The 23,682-nt window shown below is 53.9% G+C and carries 21 protein-coding genes and 1 pseudogene; 19 read left to right on the forward strand and 3 right to left on the reverse strand.

Translation table 11 applies throughout. From position 1 onward, the window contains the following. The 3 genes from ENGE1_RS28895 to napC form a co-directional block, all read left to right on the forward strand. Positions 1–223 (forward strand): 4Fe-4S dicluster domain-containing protein (locus ENGE1_RS28895; RefSeq protein ID WP_409372179.1); only part of this gene is annotated, 223 nt, incomplete at its 5' end. Further along, the gene (gene napB / locus ENGE1_RS24515) at positions 210–659 is read left to right on the forward strand and encodes a nitrate reductase cytochrome c-type subunit (RefSeq protein WP_043081759.1); all 450 of its coding nucleotides are present in this window, start codon (positions 210–212) and stop codon (positions 657–659) included. The genes ENGE1_RS28895 and napB, both read left to right, overlap by 14 nt. Positions 660–667: 8 nt before the next feature. After that, entirely contained in the window at positions 668–1,270 is a 603-nt protein-coding gene (gene napC, locus ENGE1_RS24520; RefSeq protein WP_043081760.1) for a cytochrome c-type protein NapC, read from the forward strand. 704 nt (positions 1,271–1,974) lie between these two features. On the opposite strand, the gene ENGE1_RS29335 is transcribed toward napC, so the two are convergent. Continuing rightward, the gene (locus ENGE1_RS29335) at positions 1,975–2,151 is read right to left on the reverse strand and encodes a hypothetical protein (protein WP_225823464.1); all 177 of its coding nucleotides are present in this window, start codon (positions 2,149–2,151) and stop codon (positions 1,975–1,977) included. On the opposite strand from ENGE1_RS29335, the gene ENGE1_RS24525 reads away from it, so the two are divergent. The 3 genes from ENGE1_RS24525 to ENGE1_RS24535 are packed head-to-tail and all read left to right on the forward strand — an operon-like array spanning position 2,135 to position 7,701. Next, positions 2,135–3,145 (forward strand): efflux RND transporter periplasmic adaptor subunit, encoded by a 1,011-nt coding sequence (locus ENGE1_RS24525; RefSeq protein WP_225823466.1) that lies wholly within the window; start codon positions 2,135–2,137, stop codon positions 3,143–3,145. The two genes, ENGE1_RS29335 and ENGE1_RS24525, sit on opposite strands and share 17 nt — an antisense overlap. Positions 3,146–3,155: 10 nt before the next feature. Then, positions 3,156–6,305 (forward strand): efflux RND transporter permease subunit, encoded by a 3,150-nt coding sequence (locus ENGE1_RS24530; protein ID WP_064360852.1) that lies wholly within the window; start codon positions 3,156–3,158, stop codon positions 6,303–6,305. Continuing rightward, complete coding sequence (locus ENGE1_RS24535; protein WP_048253518.1) at positions 6,298–7,701, forward strand: efflux transporter outer membrane subunit; 1,404 nt, start codon at positions 6,298–6,300, stop codon at positions 7,699–7,701. The genes ENGE1_RS24530 and ENGE1_RS24535 overlap by 8 nt, the downstream gene beginning before the upstream one ends. On the opposite strand, the gene ENGE1_RS24540 is transcribed toward ENGE1_RS24535, so the two are convergent. Further along, entirely contained in the window at positions 7,702–8,589 is an 888-nt protein-coding gene (locus ENGE1_RS24540; RefSeq protein WP_048253517.1) for a LysR family transcriptional regulator, read from the reverse strand. Between the two features lie 171 nt (positions 8,590–8,760). Further along, a pseudogene (locus tag ENGE1_RS24545) lies at positions 8,761–10,032 on the reverse strand (Na+/H+ antiporter); the annotation flags it as partial. Positions 10,033–10,686: 654 nt separating this feature from the next. Here ENGE1_RS24545 and ENGE1_RS24550 point away from each other — a divergent pair. The 13 genes from ENGE1_RS24550 to ENGE1_RS24610 form a co-directional block, all read left to right on the forward strand. Then, positions 10,687–11,778: a glycosyltransferase gene (locus ENGE1_RS24550; RefSeq protein WP_048253516.1), complete on the forward strand. Its 1,092-nt coding sequence runs from the start codon at positions 10,687–10,689 to the stop codon at positions 11,776–11,778. A 4-nt stretch (positions 11,779–11,782) separates the two neighbouring features. Then, positions 11,783–12,691, forward strand: a complete 909-nt coding sequence (locus ENGE1_RS24555; protein WP_048253515.1) for a glucosamine inositolphosphorylceramide transferase family protein — start codon at positions 11,783–11,785, stop codon at positions 12,689–12,691. A gap of 829 nt (positions 12,692–13,520) precedes the next feature. Further along, positions 13,521–14,054 (forward strand): fimbrial protein, encoded by a 534-nt coding sequence (locus tag ENGE1_RS24560; protein ID WP_043081770.1) that lies wholly within the window; start codon positions 13,521–13,523, stop codon positions 14,052–14,054. 160 nt (positions 14,055–14,214) lie between these two features. Continuing rightward, positions 14,215–14,877, forward strand: coding sequence for a fimbrial biogenesis chaperone (locus ENGE1_RS24565; protein ID WP_043081771.1), 663 nt, complete (start codon positions 14,215–14,217; stop codon positions 14,875–14,877). A gap of 99 nt (positions 14,878–14,976) precedes the next feature. Next, complete coding sequence (locus ENGE1_RS24570; RefSeq protein ID WP_048253514.1) at positions 14,977–17,538, forward strand: fimbria/pilus outer membrane usher protein; 2,562 nt, start codon at positions 14,977–14,979, stop codon at positions 17,536–17,538. 16 nt (positions 17,539–17,554) lie between these two features. Beyond that, positions 17,555–18,673, forward strand: a complete 1,119-nt coding sequence (locus ENGE1_RS24575; protein WP_158443158.1) for a fimbrial protein — start codon at positions 17,555–17,557, stop codon at positions 18,671–18,673. Between the two features lie 38 nt (positions 18,674–18,711). Continuing rightward, positions 18,712–19,254, forward strand: coding sequence for a fimbrial protein (locus ENGE1_RS24580; RefSeq protein WP_052097853.1), 543 nt, complete (start codon positions 18,712–18,714; stop codon positions 19,252–19,254). A 14-nt stretch (positions 19,255–19,268) separates the two neighbouring features. After that, on the forward strand, positions 19,269–19,814 hold the full coding sequence (locus ENGE1_RS24585; protein WP_127626235.1) for a fimbrial protein: 546 nt from the start codon (positions 19,269–19,271) through the stop codon (positions 19,812–19,814). A 35-nt stretch (positions 19,815–19,849) separates the two neighbouring features. Next, the gene (locus ENGE1_RS24590) at positions 19,850–20,371 is read left to right on the forward strand and encodes a fimbrial protein (protein WP_048253512.1); all 522 of its coding nucleotides are present in this window, start codon (positions 19,850–19,852) and stop codon (positions 20,369–20,371) included. Positions 20,372–20,519: 148 nt separating this feature from the next. Next, entirely contained in the window at positions 20,520–21,245 is a 726-nt protein-coding gene (locus tag ENGE1_RS24595; RefSeq protein WP_052097854.1) for a response regulator transcription factor, read from the forward strand. 27 nt (positions 21,246–21,272) lie between these two features. Next, positions 21,273–21,917 (forward strand): response regulator transcription factor, encoded by a 645-nt coding sequence (locus ENGE1_RS24600; protein WP_048253511.1) that lies wholly within the window; start codon positions 21,273–21,275, stop codon positions 21,915–21,917. Positions 21,918–22,146: 229 nt separating this feature from the next. Beyond that, positions 22,147–22,638 (forward strand): hypothetical protein, encoded by a 492-nt coding sequence (locus ENGE1_RS24605; protein ID WP_053075584.1) that lies wholly within the window; start codon positions 22,147–22,149, stop codon positions 22,636–22,638. 316 nt (positions 22,639–22,954) lie between these two features. Continuing rightward, on the forward strand, positions 22,955–23,682 hold a 728-nt coding region (locus ENGE1_RS24610; protein ID WP_155731571.1), incomplete at its 3' end, for a coiled-coil domain-containing protein.

Genomic DNA, 23,682 nt, shown 5'->3' on the forward strand with positions numbered 1-23,682 from the left:
AACCGTGACTGCCCGCCGCCGGGCGCAGTGCAGCCGCTGCATGGACTGCTTTCACGTCTGTCCGGAGCCGCAGGTGCTGCGCGGCCCGGTGCTGGACGCGCAGCATTCGCCGCAGGTGAGCGACCGCGACTGTATGCTCTGCGGACGCTGCGTGGATGTCTGCGCCGAGAATGTTTTTACCCTAACCATACGAAGTCTGGAGCGAAATAATGAAAAGCCGTGAGCTGAAAAAAGCGCTGTTTCCGTGGGTAGCCGCGCTGGCCCTGGCCGCGAGCGCCGCCGCCTGGGCGGTGAATGGCGTGGATCTGAGCCAGTCGCCGGAGGTCTCCGGGACGCAGGAGGGGGCTATCCGCATGCCGAAAGAGCAGGGAAAAATGCCGCTGAACTACGTTAACCAGCCGCCGATGATCCCGCACAGCGTGGAGGGCTATCAGGTGACGACCAATACCAACCGCTGTCTGCAGTGCCACGGCGTGGAGAGCTACCGCACCACCGGCGCGCCGCGCATCAGCCCGACGCACTTCATGGACGGCAGCGGAAAAGTACAGGCCGACGTTACGCCGCGCCGCTATTTCTGCCTGCAGTGTCACGTGCCGCAGGCCGACGTCGCGCCGATTGTCGGCAACGGCTTTACGCCGTCGAAGGGCTACGGAAAATAAGAGGACATATGGATAATTTTAACCGCAAGCCCGGCGTTATCCGCCGCCTGTGGCAGTGGTGGCGCCGGCCGAGCCGGCTGGCGCTGGGCACGCTGCTGCTGATTGGCTTTGCCGCAGGCATCCTGTTCTGGGGCGGATTCAATACCGGTATGGAGAAGGCCAACACCGAGGCGTTCTGCATCAGCTGCCATGAAATGCGCAATACCGTCTACCAGGAGTATATGGAGAGCGCGCACTACAATAACCGCAGCGGCGTGCGCGCCACCTGCCCTGACTGCCACGTTCCCCACGAATTTGGCCCCAAAATGCTGCGTAAAATTAAGGCCAGCAAGGAGCTGTACGGGAAGATTTTTGGCGTCATCGATACGCCGCAGAAGTTCGAAGCACACCGCCTGACGATGGCGCAGCACGAGTGGCAGCGCATGAAGAGCAACGACTCGCAGGAGTGCCGCAACTGCCATAACGTTGACTTTATGGATCTCACCGCGCAGAAAAGCGTCGCGGCGAAGATGCACGACCAGGCGGTGAAGGCGGGGCAGACCTGTATTGATTGCCATAAAGGCATTGCCCACAAGCTTCCCGATATGCGCGATGTGAAGCCCGGCTTTTAACAGAGTGCTTATGCGCGCCGCATCAGGACAGGATGCGGCGCGTTTTTTTAACGGCTTTTGATTTAAGAAAGAATGCGCTGTGTAGTTGATCCCTTCTTGTTCCCCGCTTTTTTTATAAATTATAAGCAATCAGTGCTTTATTCGGTATCATCATGTAATGATCGTAATCTTATATTTCAGGCGCCCTCCTTTTTCCTGTGGATTTAGCTCATATATTGCTCAGTGAAATATTGCTATAAAATAATTTTATCGCCTATGAAAAAATCAAATTAAACATTTATGATTGCTTTGGTTATTATACTCGCGGAAACAATAATGCAGATTGTTTTCCAAATTTAGCAATGCGGTTGAGAGTATTTGGTGCTGATCTACCATTATTACTGTTTGCTAAACCTGAGCAGGCTGGGGGCGCGTCTATGGAGAGATATGGCCCTCAGCCAGCTCAAAAACTGTCTCTGTTGTTATCTATGTATGGTCGTCGAATCGTAGTTGTTTATCCGTGACATATCCCTGAATGATGGGTGGTGACGCATAACTTATCGTATGGTCATCGTTCTTGCCTTGCTCAGTTTTCGTCCGAGAACATGAGGTTTAACTGGCCGTTAATTCGGCCAGTTACTTTTTTGTTATACCTCATCAGCTATTTCGTCGGGCGCAGGAAGTTTAAAACTGCGTGTTCGGAAATTACTCAGGTTTCGCATCCATCAAATAAAATCCATCATCGGTGAAATATAAATGCGCCAGAAAATATTACCATTATTGATCATCGCAACTTTGGCTACGGGTTGTGATAACTCGGGAAGTTCAGCGGAGAAGCCATCGGCACCGCCGGAAGTCGCGGGCGTTATCACGCATACAGAGCCGGTGACGCTCTCCAGCATGCTGCCGGGCCGCACGGTCTCCATGCGCACCGCTGAGGTGCGCCCTCAGGTTGACGGGATTCTGCAAAAGCGTCTGTTCCGCGAGGGCGCCGAAGTGAAAGCCGGCGATCAGCTCTATCAGATCGATCCGTCTACTTACCAGGCCGCCGTGGATAAGGCGCAGGCCGCATGGCGAAATGCCACCGCGCTGGCGCAGCGTTATCGTCAACTGGTGGGCGTACAGGCCATCAGTAAGCAGGATTATGACGATGCCGTCACTGCCGCCGAAGAGACCCGCGCTGCGCTTGCTACGGCCCGCATCAATCTGGACTACACCCGTGTCAGAGCCCCTATCACCGGACGCATCGACCGTTCGCTTATCACCGAAGGGGCGCTGGTCACTAATGGTCAGCAAAATTATCTGACGACCATTACTCAGCTCGATCCCATCTACGTAGATATTACCGAGTCTTCCCGCAATCTGCTGCGCCTGCGCCACCAGATTGCCAGTGGACAGCTTCGTACCCTGAACTCCCATGAAGCACCCATCCGTCTAATGCTGGAAGACGGCACGCCGTATCAGCTGGAGGGGCGCTTAGACTTCTCCGAAGTCCGCGTCGATCAGAGCACCGGCTCCGTCACGCTGCGGGCTACCTTCCCTAACCCCGACCGCACGCTGCTGCCGGGCATGTTCGTCCATGCCGACCTGGCGCAGGGCGTACAGGAAAAAACCATCCTCGTGCCGCAGGCCTCCGTCATTCACGACAACAAAGGCCATCCGTTTGTCTGGGTCGTGGATAAGGACAGCGTCGTTAAACAGCGCCAGATCGAAACCGGCGAGATGCAGGACGGCCAATGGCAGGTCATCAGCGGCCTGACTACCGGTGAGAAGGTTATTTCTAACGGCCTGCAGCGCATTTCCGAGGGCAGCAAGGTTAAGTGGGTAGAGCAGAAAGAGACCGCGAAAGCGAAAAACGATATCTCGTTAACCATCGCCGATCCTTCTGCACAGTAAGGTATAAAGCATGTCTAAGTTCTTTATCGAAAGGTCTATTTTTGCCTGGGTACTCGCCATCGTGATTATGCTGATGGGCGTGATATCCATCGTAAAATTGCCGATTAACCAGTATCCAAACATTGCGCCGCCGGCGATTCAGGTCAACGTTACCTATCCCGGGGCGAGTGCGGAAACCACCCAGAACACGACCGTTCAGGTTATCGAACAGCAGCTCAACGGGATTGATAACCTGCGCTATCTGGAATCCACCAGTAACGCCGACGGTACCGCACAGATCATCCTCACCTTCGATCAGGGTACCGACCCGGATATTGCCCAGGTTCAGGTGCAGAACAAGGTCTCTCTGGCGACCGCGCGTCTGCCGGACGAAGTGGTGCAGCAGGGTATTAAAATCAACAAATACCAGATTAACTACATGATGGTGGTCGGGGTTTACTCCGATAACCCGTCGATGAGTAACGGTGACGTTGGTGATATCCTGGTGTCCAGACTTCAGGATCCTATCCTGCGTACTAAAGGCGTCGGTGACTACCAGGTGATGGGGGCGGAATACGCCATGCGCGTCTGGCTGGATCCGGCCAAACTCTATAAATTCAACTTGGTACCGAGCGACGTATCGAGAGCCATTAAAGAGCAGAACATTCAGGTCTCCTCAGGGCGTTTAGGCGGTCTGCCGACCATTAAAGATGCGCAGTACAGCGCCACTATCATTGGTAAAACTCGTTTCCAGAAGACAGAGCAGTTCGAGAACATCCTGCTGAAGGTCAATCCTGACGGTTCTCAGGTGCGCCTGAAAGACATCTCCAGCGTCGACCTCGGCCCGGAAGATTACAGCATTACCGCTACCTATAACGGCAAACCTTCTGCCGGTATCGCGCTGCGTCTCGCCAGCGGCGCCAACTCCCTTGAAACCGCAACGGCGGTAAAAGCGACCATCGACGGCATCCGTTCCTCGCTGCCTGCCGGCGTACACGTAGTCTTCCCGTATGAAACCGCGCCAGTGGTTAGCGCCTCTATCCATGAGGTGGTCAAAACGCTGGTAGAAGCTATCGGGCTGGTGTTCGTGGTCATGCTGGTGTTCCTGCAGAACCTGCGCGCCACCATCATTACCACCATGGTGGTGCCGGTGGTGCTGATGGGGACATTCGCCATTCTCTCCATTTCCGGCTATTCCATTAACACCCTGACGATGTTCGGGATGGTGCTGGCGATAGGCCTGCTGGTGGATGACGCCATCGTGGTGGTGGAAAACGTCGAGCGTGTGATGCACGAAGAGCATCTGCCGCCGAAAGAGGCCACCATCAAGTCGATGGAACAGGTGCAGGGCGCGCTGTTTGGTATCGCGATGGTACTGAGTGCGGTGCTGCTGCCGATGGCATTTTTCAGTGGTTCAACCGGTATTATCTACCGTCAGTTCTCGATCACTATCGTGTCCGCGATGGCGCTCTCGGTGCTGGTGGCGCTGATCTTTACGCCCGCGCTGTGCGTTACCATGCTCAAGCCGGCCAACCCGAATGCCAAAACGACCGGCTTTGCCGGCTGGTTTAACCGCAACTTTGATAAGGGCACGCTGAAGTACACCCAGGGCGTAACCACTATCGTTAACCGCCGCGGCCTGTTTATGCTGGTGTACGTCTGCATCGTCGTCGCTACCGGCTTCATGTTTACCCGCATCCCAACCACCTTCCTGCCGGATGAAGACCAGAGGGTGATGATGCTGCAGGTGACGCTGCCGTCGAACGCTTCGCCGGAACGCACGCAGCTGGCGCTGGATGACATGAGTAACTACATGCGCCAGAACGAAAAAGATACCGTTGAGTCGGTGTTCACGACCAATGGCTACAGCTTTGCGGGCCGCGGACCGAACATCGGTATGGCGTTCGTAATGCTTAAGGACTGGGAAGATCGTAAATCGGCGGAGATGAAACTTAACGCCATTGCCGACCGCGCGATGAAGCACTTTGCCACCATGAAGGAAGGTGTCGCGATTGCGCTGATCCCGCCTGCGGTTATGGAGCTGGGTAACTCTACGGGCTTCGACTTCTTCCTGCAGGATCTGGGCGGCCACGGCCACGAAGCGCTGATGGATACCATGAACAAGTTCCTCGATATGGCGCATAAGGATCCGCGTCTGACCATGGTGCGTCATAACGGTATGGACGATGAGCCGGAGTTTAAACTGATTATCGATGATGAGCGTGCGCGTTCGGCGGGGGTATCTATTGATGATATCAACACCACAATGTCCAGCGCATGGGGTTCCAGCTACATCAACCAGTTCATGTACCATGACCGCGTTAAGCGCGTGTACATCCAGGGGCGGGCTGATTCGCGCTTTGCGCCGAAAGATCTGAACAACTGGTACGTGCGTAACAACGTCGGAACCATGGTGCCGTTCTCCGCCTTCGGTAGCGGTAAATGGATCTACGGTTCACCGCGCTATGAACGTTTTAACGGTATTGCTGCGGTTGAGATTATGGGTTCTCCGGCCAAAGGCTACAGCAGCGGTGACGCAACGAAAGCGGTGCTGGAGATCGCTAAAAAGCTGCCGCAGGACTACCGCATTATGTGGCACAGCCTCTCTTATGAAGAGCAGTTGTCCGGTTCGCAGACCACCACGCTGTACACCATTTCGGTGATCATCGTCTTCCTCTGCCTGGCGGCGCTGTATGAGAGCTGGACTGTACCTATCTCGGTACTGATGGTGGTTCCGCTCGGGGTGCTGGGTACCGTCCTGGCCGTACTGATGCGCAACATGCAGAACGACGTCTTCTTCCAGGTTGGTCTGCTGACCACGGTGGGTCTGGCGGCGAAAAACGCCATCCTTATCGTCGAGTTCGCGAAGGATATTCACGAGAAAGAGGGCAAGAGCTTTATTCAGTCGGCGATCGGGGCTGCTAAATTACGTCTGCGCCCGATTATCATGACGTCGCTGGCCTTTATCCTCGGGGTATACCCGCTGATGATCTCCAACGGGGCCGGTGCCGGGAGCCAGCACTCAATCGGTACTGCCGTTGTTGGCGGTATGACGTCAGCTACCTTCCTGGCGGTGTTCTTTGTCCCACTCTTCTACGTCGTGGTCATGAACTTCTTCAGCCGTTTTAACGCCAAGCCGAAAGAGCAGGCTCAGATTGCCGGAAATAACGATCATGAATAAACCATCTAAAAAGCTGGTTGCCGTACTGATAACCGGCATTCTCACCGGCTGTTCGCTGATACCGGATTACCAGCGTCCGGAGATGCCGGTTGCCCATCAGTGGAATCCGTCGGCCGCCATTGGCGAGAGCGGCGTCAACCAGGTGACCTGGCAGCAGTTCTATCGTCAGCCCGCCATGCGCCAGGTCATTAGCCTGGCCCTGGATAACAACCGCGACCTTCGGGTCGCGGCATTAAGAGTGCAGGAGGCGCAACAGCGCTTCCGCATCAGCCGTTCCGCATTAGCGCCGACCGTCTCGGCCGGCGCCAGCGAAACCGCAGAGCGGACGCCGGGCGATCTCTACAACACTAAAGACAGAGGCTCAGAAACCTGGCACCAGTATGAGGCGGGTGTCGGCATCACCTCCTGGGAGCTTGACTTCTTCGGCCGCATTCGCAGCATGAACGAGAATGCGATGGAGCAGTTCCTCTCTATGGCCGCCACCGAGAAGGCGACGCAGATTTCGCTGATCTCTGAAGTCGCCTCCAGCTATCTGAGCCTGGCGGCCAACCGCGATCTGCTGCAGATCGCCCGACAGACGGCTGAGAGCCAGCAGAACTCGCTGGCGCTTATCCAGCGCCGCTATCAGATTGGTACGGCCAGCGATCAGGAGCTGGCCCAGGCGGAAATGAGCCTGCGCAATGCCCAGGCGGATATGGAGAAATACTCCCGCCAGATGCAGGAGAACCAGAACGCGCTGACGCTGCTGGCCGGGACCAAAATTCCGGACAGCCTGATAGCGAAAGCTACGCTTAATGACGACTACAACTTCCCGCAGTTGAAGGCAGGCGTCCCGTCCAGCCTGCTGACCCAGCGTCCTGATATTATCGCCGCTGAGCATAGTCTGAAAGCGGCCAACGCCAATATCGGCGCGGCGCGCGCGGCGTTCTTCCCGTCCATCAGCCTGACGACCAACGCCGGATCGGCATCCGACGATCTTGGCCATCTGTTCGGCAACGGCAGCGGGGCCTGGTCGTTTACGCCGTCTATCAACCTGCCGCTGTTCACCGGCGGGCGCAATACGGCGAACCTGAAACTGGCTGAGCTGCAGAAGAAAGAAGAGGTTGCGACCTACGAGAAGAGCATCCAGACCGCATTTAAAGAGGTGGCAGATGGACTTGCCGGTAGAGAGACCTGGCGCAATCAGGTGACGGCAATCGGTCAGGAAAATGACTCCAGCCATCGCTACTACTCGCTGGCGCAGGCGCGCTATCAGGCGGGTATTGACGGCTACCTCAACGTGCTGGTGGCCCAGCGCTCCGATTACCAGGCCCAAAAGGATCTGGTTAACGCGCGCTTAGGTCAGCTCTCTCAGGACGTCACGCTCTATAAAGTACTGGGCGGCGGCTGGAAGTAATCAGGCCTTTTGAAAGCACTGGTGAATCAGCCTCGCGCAGTGCACGACATCGGGATGATCGTTCTCCTTCAACCACGCGACGCCATAGGAGACCGTGGCGTCGAAGTTGAAGGGCACGCGGCACAGCCCGGAGTCGAGGGAACGGGCAAACTCAGGGATGAGCGCCACGCCGGAGTTACTTTTAATCAGGATGTTGGCAGAGGCCGAAGAGTCCACGTAGGTGTAGTGGCTCTCCGGCAGCAGCTGCTGCAGACTTTTAGCAAACGTCGACAGTTCGCGCGGGCTGCGGGTCGGATCCAGCAGCATCAGCTTTTCGCGGGCTAAATCCTCAACATTCACCATCGTCTTTTCATGCAGCGGATTTCTTTCCGACATGATGCAGTCCAGCCCCGAGGAGATAATTTCTTTATAGATAACGCCGTCGGCGTCCTCGATGTTATCCCGCGGCGTCAGAATAATGTGCGCCTTATGGGAGAGCAGGGCGGCCCGCTGCTCCCGATGGTCTGACAGCAGCACCATGACTTCCGTTTTCGGCAGCTCTTCTTTAATTTTTGCGATAATTTCCGGCAGGTTGTAGCGCTCAAGATCGTAGCCGCCGTAGCTTATCTTAATGGTGCGCGACAGGCCCTGATCGATTGCGGCGGCATTATTGATGGCAAGCGTCAGCCGGGAGAGGATCTCGGTGGCGTCGCGGTAGAAATACTTCCCGGCCTCGGTTAACTCAACGCTTTTATTATTACGGTTAAATAGCTGAAACTTAAGGATCGATTCCAGCCGCTTGATCTGATACGAGACCGCAGACTGGGTCAGGTGAAGGATCTCTGCGGTGTGCGAAAAACTCAGCGTTTCACTCAGAATGATGAAGCAGCGCAGCTGGATAATTTTCATCTTTTACCTATCCTGTGGGGCATAAAATGGCGGCCGATTCTATCACAGGGCAAAAATCACCATTGTGGATTGCGTGACATTGATCACAATTACGCACTAACGGCACAGCGTAGATGGCGAAAAAAAGGCCGCGTCCCGAAGGGAGGCGGCCTTTTCGCGGGGTAAATCTCACTCGTCGCGCAAATTTTTACTCAGCACCGGTAGAAATAGCGTAGCCACAATCAGCGAGAACAGAATAACGCCCATCGCGAGGAAGATAACGAAGTCGCGGTCCGGGAAGCGCGAGCCGTCCGGCATAAACAGCGGCAGCGTCAGGATACCGGCCAGGGTGACGGAGCCCTTAATACCGGAAACCGCCATCACCGCTACGCTGCGCAAATTGGGCTTTATGGTTTGCTTATCTTTTCGCTTATCTTTGAATACCTTCAGCGACATCGACAGCCAAATCCACAAAAAGCGCACCACCATGAGCGCCACGCCGATAGCGGTAATGTATCCCAGCAGCATCCAGACGTTAGAGGCGGTTGCCTCGCGGGCAACGTTGGGCATATAAGTGAACATGCGCGGCAGCTGGGCACCGAGCAGGATAAAAATAATGCCGTTAAGCGTGAGCTGAACCGTGTCCCACACCGCATTGCTCTGCATCTTCGTGGCGGCGGAAAAGCGCCCGGCAAGCTCTTCGTGGTGAATCGCGATCCCCGCTACGGCGGCGGCCAGAATGCCCGAAACGTGGATCTCTTCGGCAACCAGATAGGTAATTACCGGGATCAGCAGGCTGATCAGGATCTGTACCGAGGGCTCCTCCTTCTTTGTGCGCTTAACTAAAAAGCGGTTGGCGCGGCCGATTAACCACACCACTGCCAGCCCGCAGATAATACCGCCCGTAGAGACCTTGAGAAACTCTTTCACGGCATCAGAGAGCGAAAACTCGCCGGTCAGCGCGGCGATCACCGCAAAGTTAAAGCACACTAGCCCTGAGGCGTCGTTGAGCAGCGATTCGCCCTCCAGGATATGCGCCATTCGCGAAGGCAGCGGAGAGTTGACCGTCATGGCTGAAACCGCAACCGGATCGGTCGGTGACAGGATCGCCGCCAGCGCAAAGGCGGTGGCGATGGCGACCTCCGGCACCAGCCAGTGGATGAAAAAGCCGATCCCGATAACGGTCATCACCACCAGCCCTACGGCCAGCGACATAATCGGCTTAAATTCGTTGAACAGCGCTTCTTTCGGCATGCGCCAGCCGTCTAAAAAGAGCAGCGGCGGAATAAACAGCAGCATGAACAGGTGCGGATCGAAAGCCACCGAGAAGCCGTAGTGGCAGAGCAGCGCACCGGCGGCAATCTGCAGCAGGGGGAGGGGGATTTTTAGCGGCAGCAGGCGCGCTAGCGCCACGGTCACCACAATAGCGATGATAAAACTCAGAACGACAATGGTTAGCGGCATCTTCGTTATTTCTTTTCACGTGAGGGTTAATGCACGGTCCTGAAAAACCGCGTTTAATTATCCCATGGCGGGACATCTTTTGTTTGTTTTCAGTATGTTAAAGCTTATTGTATAGCGTGTTGATAGCGATAAATTATATACGCTCTGCCTGCCTATTTCAGGGGGCAGGGCACTAATGCCTAAAGTATTGACCTATATTTGAGAATGCGCAGCGTTTTTTAAAAGTACCTGACTTATTCTTTATCATGAATGCGCAAAATAGCGCCGTTGCGGTAAGATCGTATCGGAATTATTTTACTGACTGGTAATTTATATTTTTAATTTAACGAACCGGCCGATAACAATTATCCGTATTTTAACAAAGCCGGGGCTCCATGATGACATTTTCGCGGTTAAAGACGGCGCCTGGCGAGGCCATTGCAAAATTGCAAAGAGTGTGAACTGCTCCCTTTCGCTTTGGAAAAAGAGTGCTACCCTGAGTTTGCCCGACGTTAAGCCTCCTGTGTATATTCAGAGTTTAGTTATCGACAGGTATGATCTTCCCTGTATTCCATCAGCCAGGTGGAAACTGATGGCGCAGGGCTCGCTAAAAGGACGTGTATTTACCTTCGCATTTTACACAACAGTCAGGTTCGTTAAGGAGATTTGCAGAGTATGAAGATCCACTATCTGGTGACCAGTCTTGAAACCGGCGGCGCCGAGTTCGCTATCCCGGATATCGTTAAAACCCTGCAGAGTCTTGGGCACCAGGTTTCAATTATTGCCTGCGAACCCAGGGATATGGGCGCGGCACCCCGGCTGGAGGCTGCGGGCCTCTCCTGGCATCTGCTCGCGCGCAGGCGCCGCACGCTGCCGGTGATGGTTGCAGCCTATCTGAGACAGGTACTCGCCGATCGCCCGGACGTTATCTGGACCTCCCTGAGCTGGGGTAACCGCGTGGGCCAGTGGGTCGGGCGCATCACCGGTATTCCGGTCATTAGCTTCAAGCACAGCGCCAGCGTTCGCCGCTATACCTACCGGATGCGCAATATGTCGCGCCTGTGGGTAGGCGATTCGCAAACCGTAGAGCACTTTTTGCGCGAAGAGATGCACATTCCTCCGCAGCAGGTGCTGGTCTGGCCGCTGTTTCAGGGTTGTCCTGATTTTCCCAGGGCACGTCCCTGGGACGGTCAGTCAGTGCTGCAGATAGGCAGCGTCGGGCGGCTGCACGAAGTAAAAAACTATGCAGGTCTGCTGGATGCCCTGGCCGCTTTTCTGCAAAACCATCCGCAGCTCAGATCGCGTCTGCACTTTACTATCCTCGGGGATGGTCCGGAGAGGGAAGCGCTGGAGGCGCAAATCGCCCGCCTGGCGCTGAGCGATGTGGTTTCGCTGCCCGGTTTTTCAGCCGATGTCGCAAGCTTCCTGTCAGGGCTTCACGTCTATATTCAGACCTCTCGCTACGAAGGGATGTGCCTGGCCGTGCACGAGGCGATGAACGCGGCGTTGCCGGTTATCGCCACGCCGGTTGGGGAGATACGCGATGCGGTCACGGACGGAGAGACCGGCTATGTGCTGAACGGCGATTTGAACGAGGCGCTGACCGGAGTGCTGGAACGTATTTTCGCTTCACCGCAGCAGCTGGAGGGACTCGGCGAGCAGGCGCGGCACTATGTGCTGAATAAATTTAGCCGGGAGCGCTATACTCAGGCCGCTGCCACCATTCTCGACAGGCTGAGTGAAAATCTGCACACAAAGAGAACGTAAACTGATGGATATGTTGGTCACTGAAATTTGGCGCGTCGGCGTCGTTCGGGCGCCGATTGAGCAAATTGCCGCGGCCGGCACGCTCGACGGATTTACGATTAAATGGATCGAGGCCGATCGCTCCCTCTGTTTTCTGGCCGATCCTTTTGGGCTGTGGCGCGATGGCTACCTCTATCTCTTTGCCGAGGCGTACGACTATCGCACCCGGCGCGGCAATATTGTCGCCTGGAAGCTTGATGCCGATCTTAACGTCCTCGAGCATCGCACGGTGCTCGATGAGCCCTGGCACCTCTCTTATCCGAACGTCTTTGAGGCCGACGGTGAGATCTGGATGCTGCCGGAAGGCTACAAGTCAGGAACCCTGTCGCTGTACCGTGCCGTTGAGTTTCCCTGGCGCTGGGAGAAAGAGCCTGGGTTCAGCTTCCCCTGTGCCGCTATCGATCCCTCTCCGCTGTATGCCGACGGCCGCTGGTGGATGTTTTACACACCGCCTGCACCGAAGGCGGCGCGCACCAGCGCCCTGATGCTCGCCACCGCCCCGCAGCTGTTTGGCCCCTGGGAAAATGTTAGCGCAGAGCCTATCCGCGTGGATAAAAGCGGCGCGCGGATGGGGGGAACGCCCTTTCGCCACCGGGATAAGCTGGTGTTGCCGACCCAGGATTGCAGCCGCAGCTACGGGGGGGCTCTACGTCTGCTTGAGATGAGCGAAGCGTCGCTGCGCGCGCCGGTTCTTGAGGCGGGCGCGCATCTGCAGGCGCCTGCTGCCAGCGCTCCCTTTACGCAGGGGCTGCACACGCTCTCTGCCGCAGGGGATGTCACCCTGATTGATACCCGCCTTGATAAGTATGCTTCCTTCGAACGCATCGCGGTGGATCTTGGCCGCAAGTGGCGCAAATTACGCGGACAACAGTAGGCCGGCGCGTTGCGCTGCCGCGTTTTATCGACGGTATCCGGATAACCATCATCAGCGATGCTTAACTGTAGGATACCCCGGTATTGCGCAGCAGCAGCAGGGCGCTGCCGCGGTAATATAGCGCTAGTCCAATATTCCCTTTTATTCAGCGGCGCTTCACAGCGACCGCTGTGCGGGCAAACAGATCTTTCAGCTCGCTATTTTTCACTGAACCATGCAGCAGGAATTAATTGTATTTTTAATACTGCTAAATCATAAGGATATCGCCCTGCGTAACCTCAAGGATACCATGCTATCAGTGGCTAACCTTCAGATATTGCAAGAAAAATCCTATTTTACGCGACAGCAGTAGCTGCGGTACAACAATTCCGTAAGCAGCCACCTTGATAAATCTTCACCGCGAATTTTAACGGCGAGGAATAAATACGTCATGTCGCAGCATTTAGCCGCCTGAGAAGGTTTATAAATATTTTTTTATTCTCTAAATCTTACTCTCACATCATAAATAAACGGCTATTCTTTTCTTCACTTTTAGCCATATGCTTTACCTGATGAATTATTCTCATTGTCAACGATTAAAGCTTTTAACTAAAGTTCACTATCCCACACTAACAGTCCGGATACAGACATTGCAATGTTCAGCAACAAAATTTTAGAGTACGCCTAATTTAGTTCGCAATGGTTCATCGTGCCTTAATGATTATCATACCCAACATTATTTGGCCGGGCGGTTTTCTATTGGACTAAATAACAAGGAACGGCATGAACTTTATGTCAAAAAGAAATTTTAAATGTATGCAAAATGCATTGTTTCATAAGGAAAAGTAGTATGAAAAAGAAAATCATCGCAGCAGCTCTGGTTGCTTCAGCTGTAATGAGTGCTTCGGCTATGGCGTCAGATGGTACGGTTACGTTTAACGGCAGTATTACCGACGAGACGTGCGAAGTGACCAGCGACTCCAAAGCACTGACCGTGGACATGGGGGTTGCTGGCAGCAACTCTTTTAGCGGAAAAGGTTCAACTTCTCTGGCAAAACCCTTTGTTATTGAATTAACGAATTGCCCGGCAGCCTGGACTGCCACACCAAAAGACGTGCGCGTAAACTTTGATGGCGATATCGACAATGGCGACAGCAGTATCCTGAAGCTGGACAGTGCTTCAGATGCTAAAAACGTCGGTATTCAGATTAGAGATGCCAGCAACAACGTCGTTAATATGCAGGAAGACTCCAGCACTTATACCGTGACCGGCGGTCCAACCGTTAACAAACTGCGCTTCACTGCGCGCTATATTGCGACAGCAGCCAGCGTGGGCGCCGGTACGGCGAATGCGGTGACCCAATTCTCTATCAATTACAAATAAGTTGCCGTTGAAATAGTTTTATCAGGTTAAAACGGTAAGCCTTTTCATTCAGAAAGGGCTTACCTGACCTGAGAGATAACATCTTCCCGCCGCCGGCATGTTATTAAATGTCCGGGTAACGGCATTAAGTAATGTATAAAGAACAGGGACAGGTATAAAGATGAGCATATGGCGTACTACGCTGGTAGCAGCACTCTTAACGGTAACCACCGCCGCTCAGGCTGGCGTAGTGGTGGGAGGAACGCGTTTAGTGTATGACGGCAAGAAAAAAGAGTCGTCACTGGGCTTGCGTAATCCCGATAATATCGCCTATCTGATTCAATCCTGGGTTGATATGCCCGAAGGCGTTTCAGGGCGGGCTCCGTTTGTCATTACTCCGCCGCTATTTCGTCTTGACGCTAAGCAAAATAATATCCTGCGCGTTGTCCGCGCGGGCGGCGCGTTACCTGGTGATAAAGAGTCCCTGTTTTGGCTGAATGTGAAGGCCATTCCGTCAGCGGAAAAGAAAGAGAACACGCTCCAGATAGCCATAAAGACCCGGATAAAATTAATATTTCGCCCCACGGGCGTACAGGGAAAACCGGAGGATGGTGCTGCGCAGCTTAAGTGGCAGCGCAGCGGTAATCGTCTCCAGGTCAGTAATCCGACACCCTTTTACCTGACTTTTTTTAGCGTCAAAGTGAATGGCGTTGAGGTAAAAGACAGCAACATGGTGGCGCCCTTTGCTACGGAAAGCTTCCCGGCTCCGGCGGGCAATTCTATTAGCTGGTCAATTATTAATGACTTTGGCGGCGCCAGTAAAGAGTTCAATGGAACAGTATAAAAATCATTATTCTTATTATTAAAGAAGGTTAATAAATAACCTCGTGCAATGACCACTTAAATTATAAGCCAACTCTTTTGCAAATGGAGTGCCGCAAGGATGAATTATAATAAGAGCACTAAAATTAGCGGGTTTAGATACTCGCCTCTTGCCTGGTTAATATCTTCTCAAATTGCCATTGTATTTGGAATGTCTGGCGTTGCTCAGTCCCGTGAGTTTTTTAACCCGGCACTGCTAGAAATTGATAATCCGGCGCAAGCCGGTGCCGATCTCTCTGTTTTTGAAGAGGGATCGCAGGCGCCTGGAAAGTATCGCGTCGATCTTTATGTTAATGAGGAAATGGTTGATACGCGCGACATCGAGTTTGCGATGATGCCTGACGTAACCGGTAAGAAGAAGCTCCAGCCCTGTTTGTCACGCGCGGAGCTGGAAGATCTTGGTGTCCGGGTCGCACTCTATCCCTCACTGAAAACTGACAGTAGCTGTATCAACCTTGAACAGGCCATTCCACAGGCCAGCAGCGATTTTCTATTTAACCAGCAGCGCCTCAATATCTCTGTGCCTCAGGCGGCGATGAACGTGCAAGCTCGCGGATACGTATCGCCGGATAAGTGGGATCAGGGGATCCCTGTCCTGTTGACCAACTACTCCTTCAGCGGTGCCAATAGTGAGGGGCGCAAAAGAGATGTAGAAAGCACCAACAGCTACTATCTTAACCTGCGCTCGGGTATTAACCTCGGCGCCTGGCGCTTGCGCAACTACTCAACCTGGAACCGCGACAGCGAAGGTGGTAGCCACTGGAAGTCGATCAATACCTATTTGCAGCGTGACATTATTGCCCTGAAGAGCCAGCTGGTGATGGGGGACTCCACCACACCGAGCGAAGTTTTTGATAGCTTGCCGATCCGCGGCATCCAGCTCTATTCCGATGACGATATGCTGCCGGACAGTCTGCGCGGTTACTCTCCGGTGGTGCGTGGGATTGCGCGCAGCAACGCGCAGGTCACCATTCGTCAGAACGGCTATGTCATTTATCAGAGCTATGTTCCGCCGGGGCCATTTGAAATCAAAGACCTCTATCCGACGGCGGGCAGTGGCGACCTGTATGTAGTAATTAAAGAATCCGACGGCTCTGAACAGAACATGACGGTTGCCTTTGCTGCTGTACCCATACTTCAGCGCGAAGGTCGGCTGAAGTATAGCGTCAGCAGCGGTAAGTACCGTACCTCAGGCGGCGGTATTGAAGAGACGCCTTTCTCGCAGGGTACGGTGATGTACGGTTTGCCCTGGGGGGCAACACTGTATGGCGGCGTGCAGGCGGCCAGTAAATACCAGTCGCTGGCGCTCGGCTGGGGGCAGAACCTGGGTATCATCGGCGCCATTTCGGCGGACGTCACTCAGGCGTGGAGCAAGATCAAAGATTCAGGCAAAAAGGACAACGGCCAGTCGTGGCGTATGCGCTACGGTAAAAACTTCGTTGAGACCGGCACGAACTTCAGCTTAGCGAGTTATCGCTACTCCACGGAAGGCTTCTATAGTATGCAGGAGGCGCTGGATTCGTATAACAACGCCGGCAACATGTACTACTACAACCACAAAAAGAGCCGTGCCGAAGTCTCTATCAGTCAGAACCTGGGCGATGGCTTCGGGTCATTTACGCTCAGCGGTATTCGCGAAGAGTACTGGAACAGCAGTCGCAAAACGGAATCAGCTAGCATTGGCTATAACAACAGCTGGGAAGGTATCAGCTACGGCCTGAACTATACCTACAGCAAAAATGGTTATGACAGCTTCGGCCAGCGCGTCAGCAATAACGATCAGATTTTCTCGTTTAATGTCAGCGTGCCGCTGAGCAAGTGGCTGCCCGACAGCAACTATGCCTACGCTCGCTATAACCTGTATACCAGCAAAAAAGGCAATACAACGCACAACGCAGGGGTGTACGGCACCCTGCTGGAAGACCATAACCTCAACTACAACATCAACCAGAGTTATGGGACGAAGGGCTCCGGCTACAGCGGCAACGCCAGCGTCAACTATCGCGGCGGCCAGGGGGATGTCAACCTGGGCTACAGCTATAACGACAGTTCGCGCCAGGTGAACTACGGCATTGAAGGGGGCGTGCTTGTTCATGAAAACGGCATCACGCTGTCTCAGGCAGTCAACGAAACGGCAGTACTGGTGAAGGCGCCAGGTGCGTCAGGGGCCCGTATCAGCAACAACACCGGGGTTACCACCGACTGGCGCGGCTATGCCGTCGTGCCTTACGTCACGCCTTACCGCAAAACTGAAATTTCGATGAATACCGAAACGCTCGGTGATGATGTCGATATGACGATGACGACCCAGTCGGTTATTCCTACGCGCGGCGCTATCGTGCGGGCAGACTTCAAGCCTAATGTCGGGATACGTGCGTTGCTGACGCTGATGCGCGCCGGGCAGCCTATTCCGTTCGGGGCAATGGTGACCGATGTAGGTAATCCGGCCAATAACGGCAGTATTGTTGGCGACGGTGGCCAGGTCTATATGAGCGGTATGTCGGCAACCGGCACGCTGTTGGTGAAATGGGGCAGCAGCGCCGCCCAGCAGTGCCAGGCAACTTATTCCTTACCTGAGTCAAAAGAGTCGGGTATTCAGATGGCAACTGTTGAATGCCGCTAATGTAATGGTGAAGAAAATGCGTAATACAATAATTCGACATTATTCCGCAGCTAAGGCGGCCAAAAATAGTTCCAGACTCGCTCTGTTTGTCGGTTTAGCCATTTGGGGCGCGGCTGCCCACGCTACGCCGATTCAGCGTTCCTTTGAAGGCGAACTTGTCGGGCCAGAGGTATTTAACTACGTGTGGAACGCGCATATTGCCGAGCCTTCTGAAAACGCTTCAGGAAAGACGCCCATCAAGGACTCGATGCAGAGCGTCGGCGCGGGTTATGCGGGGGCCTGCGTGCCGAGGGAAGCATGTGGTGCAATTAACCAAACCTACTTTACGGCTAAGGCAAGTGGAGAATATGTCGATAAGATCGATGGCCTGGAATACTATAAGGTAAACGACAACCTTGCCGTGGGCGTTAAAATAAGCGTTTTATACGGCGGGGGAACCTCGTCATCGACAAACTTTATTGGCGTGCCGTTTAACAACGTCTCAAACGCATATTATGCGGCAAAACCTTCGTATCAATATTACTCGGGTAGTAAGGTCTCGCTTTCTCTCTATATTATTAAGCCATTTCTCGGCGAATCGATAATCCCCTCGCGGCTCGTGGCGTCGTTATATGCCTCAACGGCCAGTGACTATGGTTCTATTCCTATCGCGGAAGTCTATCTCTCCGGGCGCATAACGGTCGATCAGACCTGTAATTTCAACGCGGGCACCGTTCTGCCGGTGATTAACTTTGGCAATATGGAATCGACCACCGGATGGAAGGAGGTCGGCAAAGGTCCGGATAATAAAGAGCGGACCGTTAATTTAGATATCGTATGCGATAATTTACCCGATAAGGTGCATTTTAAATATACCCTCCAGGGCGAGCCCGCGAGTGATAATGCTCGCTTCTTAAAAACCGGGAATCCGGATATTGGCATCCGCTTTATTGACGCGGATGGACGAGAGGTTCCACCGCTGCCGGCGCCCGGAACTGCGTTCCCCGCTACCGCCATTCCCTTTACCTACTTAAACGGAACGTTGCGGTCTACGGGGTCGACGTCAATTAAGGTGGCGCCGGTTAGCACTACGGGCAAGGAACCGCAGAAGGGATCTTATACGGCCACGGCGACAATTGGCGTTCAGTTAGAGTGACGATCTGCCGCAGAGACAATCAGCGTAAGGATATGACTATGAAAAATCTCGGCTTTATAACGCGCTTTCGCCCACTTTGGCCGCTGCTCATGATAATGCTGCCCGGCCGCGCGGCGGTGGCGGAGGTAGGTACTACCCGTCTGGATTTTATGTTTGTTATTACGGCGGCGCCCTGTGAAGTACTGACGCCAAAACCTGTGGATCTCGGCACCCTTTATACCACCGATTTTACCCACGGCGGGTACGGCGGCGCCGACTGGAAGAATTTTACAATTGACGTCGTTAATTGCCCGGATCAAACCGAGACGGTCAATGTGACGTTTACCGGCACGCCCTCACCTGAAGGGGTTGCAGATAAATTTTATGCCAATAAAGGCGATGCGGGAAACGTCGATATTGAGCTGCAGTCCCTGAGTGGTAAGAACCTCGGAAATAATCAGAGTGAAAGCTGGACGGTGGATGCCGCCTCTAAAGCGGCAAAAATTGCGCTGCGAGCTCGCGCCCATCAGATGAAATCTGGTGAAGATGTATCGGCTGGCAGTATCGACAGCGCGATAACGGCAACGTTTGAGTGGAAATAGAGCAAGGAAAAAATATGAAAGGAACAACGCAGACATCAACAATAGCACTGCTGGTTATGGCCGGTTTAGGTTTAAGCCACAGCGCTTTCGCCCTCGACAGGCAGATTAATATCATCGGCAAAGTCGTGGCATCTGAATGTATCACTGACGTGGTCGGCAATAACGGCAGCACAGTCGATCTCGGGACGGTGCAAGGGGCTGACCTGCAGGCGGCGGGCAGTGACGCTAACGAAAAGGCATTCATCATCAAATTCAGCGATTGCCCGACGACAACAAAGGGTTATAAAGCGACGTTCAGCGGCGATACCGATCCTGTTGATAACATGCTTTTCAAAAACAGCACCGATGCCGGCTCGGCGCAGAATGTTCAGATCGTGGTGACCAATACCGACGCGGGCGGCGACAATGTGCTGAAAAATGGCGGCACCTACGTTGCGCCAAATAGCCTTTCCGGCGGCGGCGTTCTCAATCTCAAAGCGAAAGCACACAGCAGAGAAGGTAACGCGACGCCCGGTAATATCAACTCCACTGTCCTGCTGACGGTGGAATTTACTGGCTGAGACCAGCAGTTAACCTGGCGGTATCGGGAGGCATCATGAATTACTATCTGAAGGCCGCAGTTATGCTGCTTTCTGCGGGGTTACTCAGTAGCGTGGCGATGGCGGCGACCTCTGACTTCAATATTACAGGGACCGTTATCGCTTTTCCCTGCGAAGTGGATCCTGACTCGGTAAGCCAGACCGTTGATATGGGACACGTCAGCACCAGTGGTCTGGCAAGTCCCAACAGCGGGCATACCTGGAAGAAATTTGATATCAAAGTCATCAACTGTCCGAAAATACCCGGCGGCAAGCTGACGGCGAAATTCCAGGGCACCCCAGCGGGAGATGCCAATACCCTGTACGCCAACACGGGCTCAGCAAAGAATGTCGCTATACAGATGGCCCAGAATGCTAACCCTGATGCGATCCAGGGTAATGGCAGCACGATGACCGTGGATGTCTCAGATGATGGTTCGGCCATGTTTGCGATGCGCGCCCGGCTATACAGTGAAAAAGGGGGCGCTACACAGGGCACGATTGAGAGCCAGGTACAGTTCAACTTTACCTATCAATAATGCTTATAAGGATGACGCCTGCTGCCGGGTGGCGGCAGGCTGATACAAAGAACAGTGTAGGGCACGCCGTGAGTAGGCCATGAACAGCGCATAAGCTTCAGCTGACGGACGCGACAGGAGTTAGTTATCAACTGCAGGATGCATAAGTATGAATAATCAGCCCGCGATATTATCCGCCCCTCATTATCAGCCTTTGCTGCCTGATGAGCCACGCCTCTCTACCATCATCAAGGGGGAGTGCGCACTGCTGATGGAGACATCGCCGGTGACGGCGCTGGGCATGGGGTTGATGCTGGAACAGGAGTGCGGGATCCGCGGTGGTGTGCTTCAGGCGAACAGGCTATCTGATATCTACGGGCTGCTGCTGCTCCATCATCCCCGGGTGCTGATGATGGAACTGTATGGCTGCGATGAGTCGGTTCTGGATGGGCTGCGTCTGGTTTCCCGCTGCAATGAGTCCTGGCCGCTCACTCAGGTGATTGTCTGTACCGAGCTGAGCGATGTCCGCGGCATTAAGGCGCTGGTCTCATCAGGCGTTAACGGTGTGGTGCTAAGGTACGAACCGCTCTCTGCGCTGGTGCAGTGTACCCGCGCCGTCCTGACCGGTGGGCGGGCATACAGTCCGAAAGTTCAGGAGATCATTGCCCAGGCGGAGCCCGTGGTGAAGCACTTAACTGCCCGTGAATTAGATGTCCTGCATTATCTGTTTAGTGGAAAAAATGTAACCAGTACGGCTTCGATAATGCATCTCGACATTCGTACAGTCAGCACCTATAAGCGCAATGCCATGTTTAAGCTGGGATTCCATAGCGACAGTGAATTATTTACTTACGGCGGATGGATGGCTAAACGAGGAAACAGCCTGGCATTTTGAAGCCGGGTATTTAAGGAGGATGATATTATGGATAAAAAGTTAAGGATTGCTTTAGTTGACCGCTGTTCACTAACCCTAAGTGGACTGTCATACTTTATTCATTCCCTCGCGCCGCAAAGTGAAATTGTGCTGCAGCGCAATAGTCTGGCTAATATTGGCGAACCGCTGTTCTTAAATCAGATTGACCTGTTGATTACCGAGCTTAGCGGAGGTAAGGATGTTGTCTCGCAGGGCATTAGCCAGTTATCTGCGCTCAGCGCATCTCTGCCCATGCTGCATATTGTGGTCTACACCCGCATCCAATCCGGCGTAGTCCTTCGCGAACTGACAGAAATGCTCAACGTCAGTGTTGTTTCACGTTTTGAGCCGCTCAAACAGATGAAAGTGGTTTTTAAACAGATATTTAGTGGGGGAAGTGTCCACAGCCCGCTCATCGCCAACTGCCTGAAAGAGAGTGCCGTACAGGTATCCAATGCGCAGTTGAGTACGTTGACGCGGCGAGAGAATGAAGTGCTGCGCTATCTTTTTAATGGCCTGACCCTGGGCCAGATAGCGACGCTCCAGCACCGGAGTATTAAAACGGTGAGTACTCATAAATGTAATGCCATGCGTAAGCTGGGGGCGATGAATGATTTCGAGCTTTTCTCCATCAGTAAAAATGTCACCTTCTAATCGTATTTTGTCCGGAACAGGATATGTGAATTAAAAATTGTGATTTAAGTAATGCTTAAATTACCGCGCTGGACCTTCGATGAGAGCAATTGGATATTGCGCGAAAGAGATGCGTTGGCGGATAATAACCACACTATCTGCGCGCGTGCAATTAAAGCCTGATTTTTTTCTCAGAAAATTCTTTAGCTGTTAAGGGATTTCTTTGCACGAAATACAAGGGAGTCGTTGAGTGAAAAAGGTTCAGAATATGCGGGTGCAAAACCATAAAGCAGTAGGCATTTTTCTAATTTTTACAGGCTGTATTTTTCTGCTGACGGGGTGTCAGAATAAGTTCAAATGGTCAGAATCCAGGCCGGGCACCGCTGCGTCAACGCTTAGGACGCCGCAGAAACGCGTTGCAGCAACGCCGCCGACGCCGGTCCCGTCGCCCGCCGCAGAGCCTGCTGCCCCTTCGTCTGCTGAACGCGGGCGTATTGGGCTCTGCCAGAGTGAGCTTGCCTCACTGCAAAAAATTAATCCGGCTGTCTACGCAGCCAAAAAAGCGTCATTCGATAATCTGGTGCGTAATGCATCGGTGTACACCTCTGTTCGTGGTGATATCAACGCACAAACCAAAGATACGCTGGATGCCTTGTACAAATACAAGACCAACCAAATGTGCGGAGAGATCCAACGGGCGGTAATGGAAGGCCTGATCCGTCGCGGGGAAAGCGTGAAATGAGTAAGCCAACACTAAAACCGGGTTTTTTTTTATACTGACGTTTCCTCTTGTAGGGATGCTGATGCCTTCGCCTGTCAGGGGATCGCCCAGCGAAGCGCAAACGTTAGAATCACTAGAGGCCATTACCCGCCAGTCCAATGATGTCCCGGCGCTTTTGCTGATTACGCCACCGACGACATCCCCCTCTCTTCTGCCTGATGCCGAAGAGAGAAAACCGGTGCGTCGTTTGCGGATCAGCCGTCCAGCCTCACGATCTGCCGCCGACGCCGCGGTCGACCGCAGCCAGTTGAAAGAGCTTCAGGACTCGGTAAATGAAATGAGTGCCGCGCTTGCGCGGCAGAAAACAGCATTTGACAATGAGCGCGCCGCGTTGAAAAAAGCGCTGGCCGAAAGTCAGAGCAAAAGCGCCGGGCTTGAACAGCAAATATCCTCTCTGGCAAACGCTAAGAGCGGCGCTACGGCGAATGACGACATCCGCAAGCAGCTGCTCGATAAAAGTAAACAAGTCACCCAGCTTCAGCAACAGCTGGAATCTGCCGGTGCGAAGGAGCGTCAGGAGAGCCAGCGTCTGAGTCTTGCGCTTGCCGAGAGCCGAATGAGCGTCAGCGCACTGCAGGCCCGCCTCGATGCCATCTCCATTGTTCAGGACAAAGATCGCAGTCAGATGCAGGCAGAGAGCCAGAAACGATTCGACGAGTTGCAGAAGCAGCTCACCGTTCTGAACGCCGACAAAACGCAGCGGGAGCAGGACGGTAAGAAGCTGCAGCAGGCGCTGGCGGAAAGCCAGAAAAAGGCCGACGACCTGCAGAAGCAGCTCACCGCCCTGACCGCCGACAAAACGCAGCGGGAGCAGGACGGTAAGAAGCTGCAGCAGGCGCTGGCGGAAAGCCAGAAAAAGGCCGACGACCTGCAGAAGCAGCTCACCGCCCTGAACGCCGGCAAAACGCAGCGGGAGCAGGACGGTAAGAAGCTGCAGCAGGCGCTGGCGGAAAGCCAGAAAAAGGCCGACGACCTGCAGAAGCAGCTCACCGCCCTGAACGCCGG

This window comes from Pluralibacter gergoviae ATCC 33028 = NBRC 105706, assembly GCF_001598855.1.
GTDB lineage: Bacteria > Pseudomonadota > Gammaproteobacteria > Enterobacterales > Enterobacteriaceae > Pluralibacter > Pluralibacter gergoviae.